Source organism: Nonomuraea sp. NPDC050691 (assembly GCF_040654455.1).
Lineage (GTDB): Bacteria > Actinomycetota > Actinomycetes > Streptosporangiales > Streptosporangiaceae > Nonomuraea.
This window is the reverse complement of the sequence record NZ_JBFAIA010000308.1, coordinates 1-4,639: the sequence shown is the minus strand read 5'-3', so window position 1 is coordinate 4,639 and position 4,639 is coordinate 1. Positions and strand designations below refer to the sequence as shown.

The following is a 4,639-nucleotide window of genomic DNA, read 5'->3' as shown; positions in this document are numbered from 1 at the left end:
GGCTTCATCGACGAACGCGGCGACGCCGGCACGTGCACCGCGCCGTGCGCCTCCACCGGACGGCCGTCCGCGCCCACCGTCAGCATCCGGGCGTGGTGCCTCGACTCCACGAACCCAGAACGGACAACCTCCACCAGTAGCGACACTTCACGCCCCTTTCCGGCCATGAGTCTACGAAGGCCCCGTCCTGCGCCAGAATGGGATCCCATGCGAGCAGTGGTGCAGCGGGTGACGTCCGCGTCCGTGGCGGTGGACGGTCAGACGATCGGGGCCATCGACGAGCCCGGGCTCCTGGTGCTGGTCGGGGTCACGCACACCGACACGGCCGCCGAGGCCCGCAAGCTCGCCGCCAAACTGTGGGGTCTGCGCATCCTGCACGGCGAGAAGTCGTGCTCCGACGTGGCGGCGCCGCTGCTGGTCATCAGCCAGTTCACCCTGTACGGCGACGCGCGCAAGGGCCGGCGCCCCACCTGGCAGGCCGCCGCCCCGGGGCCGATCGCCGAGCCGCTGGTGGAGGCGGTGGTGGAGGAACTGCGAACGCTGGGGGCCCACGTGGAGACGGGCAGCTTCGGCGCCGACATGAAGGTCTCCCTGGTCAACGACGGGCCGATCACCCTCATCGTGGACATCTAGCCTTTTCTTCTGTTACGGCACAGCCGGCTTGGCGCCATCCGCCGTACGGGGTTGAGGGCCTCCAGGGGTACGGCCTCTGACCGGATGACGGCGGGCCGCCGTTACGTGCGCGTTCTGGGCCGTCAGCGTGGTGAAGACGTGCCGGCCGTCGCGGGGGTGAAAGGCTCCTATCGGACGCGCCGCCGCAGCGCGGGATCGATCTGGACGTTGCGGCCCGCGTCCGGGGGGACGATGACCTCCTGGGAGGCGGCGACGCCCCCGGCGAGCAGCGGCGCGTCCACCGGCACCGTGCGCTTGACCACCGCGAGCGCGATCGGCCCCAGCTCGTGGTGGCGGGCAGCGGAGCCGACCGTGCCCACCTCCTGGCTCTCGAAGATCACCGGCGCCCCGTGCGGCGGCAGCGTGTCGACGCTGCCGTCGAGGTGCAGGAACACCAGCCGCCGCGGCGGATGGCCCAGGTTGTGGACCCGGGCGACCGTCTCCTGGCCGCGGTAGCAGCCCTTGGTCAGGTGGACGGCGTCGCCGATGAGGCCGATCTCGTGGGGGATCGTCTTGTGGTCGGTGTCGAGGCCCATCCGCGGCTCGTACCGCTCGATCCGCAGCGCCTCGTACGCCCACAGCCCCGCCAGCGGCCTGCCCAGGTGCTCCGGCAGCTCGGAGCGCGGCACCAGGAAGTCTTCCGTGGCCGTGGACAGCACGGCCAGGTCGTCGGCCCGCGACACCTCCACCCGCAGCATGAACCGCATCCGGTCGAGGTAGGCCACCAGGCTGTCGGCGGCACCCGGCTCGACGTGCGCGAGCACGCTCTCGCCGTCGTCGACCAGCGTCAGGTGGTGCAGGATGCGGCCCTGGAGGTCGAGGTCGAGCGTCCTGGTCCACTGGCCGGGGGTCAGCGTGTCGAGCTTCTGCGAGGTGAGGTCGTTGAGCCACTTGAGCCGGTCGGCGCCGGAGATCCGGATCACCTCGCGGTTGCTGCGGTCGACCACCGCCTCGCCCCGCACCAGCGCGCGCTGCTCGGCGAACAGGTCACCGTAGTGGGCGGCGACGTCGGCGTCCGGCGCCTCGGCGGCCACGGCGCCGGGCAGGTCCAGCAGAGGACTACGCATGCCGTCCAGATTATCGGCCGTCCGGACCTTCTGGTTTACCGGCCTTCCGGCCTCAGCGGCAGTCGCGGCAGCGGCCGAACACCGTGAGGTGGTGGACGTCGGCCGCGAACCCCAGCTCCTCGTCGAGCCCCCGCACCAGGCCCTCCGCCAGCTCGGGCCGGACCTCGATCACCTCGCCGCACCCCCGGCACACCAGGTGGACGTGGTCGGCCTCGGCCGCCAGGTGGTAGGTCGGCGCGCCGTGCCCGAGATGGGTGTGCGTCACCATGCCCAGCTCCTCCAGGAGCTCGAGCGTGCGGTAGACGGTCGAGATGTTGACGCCGCGCGCCGTCTCCCGGACCTTGACGCAGATCTCCTCCGGGGTGGCGTGCTCCAGCGTCTTGACCGCCTCCAGCACCAGCTGCCGCTGGGGAGTCACCCGGTAGCCCTTGGCGCGGAGCTCCTCGTGCCACTGCGTCTCGGTCATGCCCCGAGTCTACGGCCGGAGCTTTAATCGCTTGCCCTTCTCGCGGGCCACCACATAACTTCATGAGTACGCGGAAAGGAGGTGGTCCAAACAATGGTGATTCATAGTTGGGCTAGCGAGGTGGTTGTCCGCTGACGACGCGGACGCCCCGTCTCGCGCCGTTCGGCGAATACGAGGCAACCACCGGGGCCCCCGGCGGCTGGAGGGCGGGAATCCCATCCCGACCATGGTCCATCCAGCCCGCTCACCATCGAGCGGAGCACGCCCGGGGCCCTTTTTCATGCCCGCAACCGTGTCGGCTCCATGTCGAGGCGCGTTCGTGGCCGCCCAGGTCTCGTCACCGGGCAGGTCTCGCGGCCGGGCGGGTCAGTGCTCGCCGCGCGGTTCGACGCCCAGTTCGGCGCACGCCTGCCGGTAGAGCCGCACGACCGCCATGCGCACCTGCGCCCGCTCGGTCAGCGTGTCGCCCCACGGCACCCGCACCCGCTCACCGCCGTCGACCGTGAACTCGATCGCCTCCCCGTCGACGCCGCTCGTCAGCGCGCTGGTCGCCTCCGGACGGCCGCCGAGCGCGCGCACGATGAGCAGCGCGTCGTCGCCGTGGTCGTCGTTCATGTGCCGCTTGATCGCCTCCACCGCCTCGGCGGTGAACGGGCTCGCGCTCATGCCACCTTCTTCAGCTCGGCCGACATGTGCGAGGTGAGCGGGTGCCCCATCGCGGCCATGTCGTAGGCCCACATCAGGTTGCCCTTGACCAGCCCGTACAGGCGCCGCCCCGCGGTGTACTCCTTGGCCGTCACGGTGCGGGCCACCACGTCGGTCTGCAGCTCGATCTTGTGGAAGACGACCTCGCCGACGTAGATCTCCACGACGCCGGTGGGGTGGGCGAGCACCACTTCGAGCTGGCGGCCGGGCTGCGCGCGCCAGTAGCCGGACTCGGTGGCGAGCGGCTTGACGCGGTTGCCGTCCTGGTCGAGCAGCCAGGTGCGGCTCACGTACGACAGGAACGGCTTGCCGTTGTGGCCGAACTCGATCTCCTGGCCGAAGTTGAAGCTCTCGATCGTCGGATAACCCCCGACACCGGCGCCCTCCCACCTGCCGAGCAGGAAGGCGATCGGCTCCAGATCGGGATGCAGCTCAGGTTCTTCCATGTCCCCCAACCCTAGTGGCCGCGCGGACGATCGAGGGCGTTAGTGTGACGGGCATGGCACGATCACTGGTGATCAAGGTGACCGCGGGGGCCGACGCTCCGGAGCGCTGCAACCAGGCGTTCACGGTCGCGGCCGCCGCCCTGGCGAGCGGTGTCCCGGTCTCCCTCTGGCTGACCGGCGAGTCCTCCTGGTTCGCGCTCCCGGGACGGGCCGAGGAGTTCAGCCTGCCCCATGCCGCTGCGCTGACGGACCTGCTGGACGCGGTGCTCAAGGGCGGGCGCGTCACGGTCTGCACGCAGTGCGCGGCCCGGCGCGACATCACGGTCGACGACGTCATCGAGGGCGTGCGCATCGCGGGCGCGCCGACGTTCGTCGAGGAGGCGATCGCCCAGGACGCCCAGGCGCTGGTGTACTGAGCCCGGCCGCCGCGCGTGCTCGGCGTGGTCGGCCGGCCGGATCAGTGACTGGCGTCGTTGGCGTCGTCGGCGGCCTTGTAGATGGAGGAGGCGTGACCCAGGCGTCCCTCCTCCCTCTGCACGGCCTCGTAGAGCAGCCCGAGGCCGATGCCGATGGCCTCCAGCCGCGGCCCGTGCGTCTGCCAGTACCCGCGTGCGTAGTCGTCGTCGCCCAGCGCCGTACGGGCCGCGGCCCTGTTCGTCTCGTACCGTCCTCGCATGTCCAGGAGCCCGTTGGCGAGATCGTCCATCGCCCCCGCCAGCCCCTTGATCCGGCTGGCACTGTAGGCGGTTCCTTGGAGCTTCATCCGGCCGTTCCCTTCCCTGACCCCTTGCGTTGATCGATAGTATGCGTGGGTCCTGACGGCTTTGTGGGATTGATGTAAAGATGAGTGATTCATGGGAGTTGCTGCGGCAACTCGTCCAGGACGTCAACCGGCAGGCCGAGCAAGCCAAGGAGTTGCACCGCAAGGCACTCGACGTGACGGGCTCGTCGCAGTCCAAGGACGGCATGGTCACCGTCACCGTCGGGCCCCAGGGAGAGCTGCGGGCCGTGGAGTTCGACCCGCGCGTCTACCGGGAGCTGTCACCCACCGAGCTGGCCGCCTGCGTCGTCGAGCAGGCCGCCATCGCCACCCGGCAGGTGTCCGACGAGCTGCGGACCCTGGCCGGACCGTTGATCGCCGATGACATCCCGTTCGAGGACCTGTTCGGCGAGAGCGTGAGCTTCGAGTCGTTCCTGCCGGGGGCCGGTCGGCGGGGGCCGGGCGAGTGACGGGGCGGGTCGTCGGCTGATGGGGCTGGATCTGGGGTTGGTGCCCGACATCG

Annotated in this window: 9 protein-coding genes; 3 read left to right on the top strand and 6 right to left on the bottom strand. The window is 70.5% G+C overall.

Annotated features, from left to right (window positions below; genetic code table 11):
* Window positions 1-167, bottom strand: a 167-nt coding sequence (locus tag AB0H81_RS43895; RefSeq protein WP_358388176.1) for an asparaginase, incomplete at its 3' end; no start/stop codon positions are given.
* 40 nt (window positions 168-207) lie between these two features.
* On the opposite strand from AB0H81_RS43895, the gene dtd reads away from it, so the two are divergent.
* On the top strand, window positions 208-633 hold the full coding sequence (gene dtd / locus AB0H81_RS43890) for a D-aminoacyl-tRNA deacylase (protein WP_358388173.1): 426 nt from the start codon (window positions 208-210) through the stop codon (window positions 631-633).
* Between the two features lie 167 nt (window positions 634-800).
* On the opposite strand, the gene AB0H81_RS43885 is transcribed toward dtd, so the two are convergent.
* From AB0H81_RS43885 to AB0H81_RS43870, 4 genes are all read right to left on the bottom strand, one after another.
* The gene (locus AB0H81_RS43885) at window positions 801-1,739 is read right to left on the bottom strand and encodes a glycine cleavage T C-terminal barrel domain-containing protein (RefSeq protein ID WP_358388170.1); all 939 of its coding nucleotides are present in this window, start codon (window positions 1,737-1,739) and stop codon (window positions 801-803) included.
* Between the two features lie 52 nt (window positions 1,740-1,791).
* Complete coding sequence (locus AB0H81_RS43880; protein WP_358388164.1) at window positions 1,792-2,205, bottom strand: Fur family transcriptional regulator; 414 nt, start codon at window positions 2,203-2,205, stop codon at window positions 1,792-1,794.
* Between the two features lie 366 nt (window positions 2,206-2,571).
* A complete protein-coding gene (locus AB0H81_RS43875) occupies window positions 2,572-2,871 on the bottom strand; it encodes a DUF2470 domain-containing protein (protein WP_358388161.1) in 300 nt (99 codons plus the stop codon).
* A complete protein-coding gene (locus AB0H81_RS43870; RefSeq protein ID WP_358388159.1) occupies window positions 2,868-3,356 on the bottom strand; it encodes an FABP family protein in 489 nt (162 codons plus the stop codon). The genes AB0H81_RS43875 and AB0H81_RS43870 overlap by 4 nt, the downstream gene beginning before the upstream one ends.
* Window positions 3,357-3,409: 53 nt before the next feature.
* On the opposite strand from AB0H81_RS43870, the gene AB0H81_RS43865 reads away from it, so the two are divergent.
* On the top strand, window positions 3,410-3,772 hold the full coding sequence (locus AB0H81_RS43865) for a DsrE family protein (RefSeq protein ID WP_358388156.1): 363 nt from the start codon (window positions 3,410-3,412) through the stop codon (window positions 3,770-3,772).
* 41 nt (window positions 3,773-3,813) lie between these two features.
* On the opposite strand, the gene AB0H81_RS43860 is transcribed toward AB0H81_RS43865, so the two are convergent.
* Window positions 3,814-4,119 carry a hypothetical protein gene (locus AB0H81_RS43860; protein WP_358388153.1) on the bottom strand — a complete coding sequence of 102 codons (306 nt, stop codon included), beginning with the start codon at window positions 4,117-4,119 and terminating at the stop codon, window positions 3,814-3,816.
* 80 nt (window positions 4,120-4,199) lie between these two features.
* On the opposite strand from AB0H81_RS43860, the gene AB0H81_RS43855 reads away from it, so the two are divergent.
* Complete coding sequence (locus AB0H81_RS43855) at window positions 4,200-4,586, top strand: YbaB/EbfC family nucleoid-associated protein (protein WP_358388151.1); 387 nt, start codon at window positions 4,200-4,202, stop codon at window positions 4,584-4,586.
* Window positions 4,587-4,639 lie beyond the last annotated feature (53 nt).

What these genes read in the sequence shown, in the direction of transcription:
- dtd (WP_358388173.1), top strand. Translation starts at nt 208, where the DNA reads ATGCGAGCAGTGGTGCAGCGGGTGACGTCCGCGTCCGTGGCGGTGGAC.
- AB0H81_RS43885 (WP_358388170.1), bottom strand. Translation starts at nt 1,739, where the DNA reads ATGCGTAGTCCTCTGCTGGACCTGCCCGGCGCCGTGGCCGCCGAGGCG.
- AB0H81_RS43880 (WP_358388164.1), bottom strand. Translation starts at nt 2,205, where the DNA reads ATGACCGAGACGCAGTGGCACGAGGAGCTCCGCGCCAAGGGCTACCGG.
- AB0H81_RS43875 (WP_358388161.1), bottom strand. Translation starts at nt 2,871, where the DNA reads ATGAGCGCGAGCCCGTTCACCGCCGAGGCGGTGGAGGCGATCAAGCGG.
- AB0H81_RS43870 (WP_358388159.1), bottom strand. Translation starts at nt 3,356, where the DNA reads ATGGAAGAACCTGAGCTGCATCCCGATCTGGAGCCGATCGCCTTCCTG.
- AB0H81_RS43865 (WP_358388156.1), top strand. Translation starts at nt 3,410, where the DNA reads ATGGCACGATCACTGGTGATCAAGGTGACCGCGGGGGCCGACGCTCCG.
- AB0H81_RS43860 (WP_358388153.1), bottom strand. Translation starts at nt 4,119, where the DNA reads ATGAAGCTCCAAGGAACCGCCTACAGTGCCAGCCGGATCAAGGGGCTG.
- AB0H81_RS43855 (WP_358388151.1), top strand. Translation starts at nt 4,200, where the DNA reads ATGAGTGATTCATGGGAGTTGCTGCGGCAACTCGTCCAGGACGTCAAC.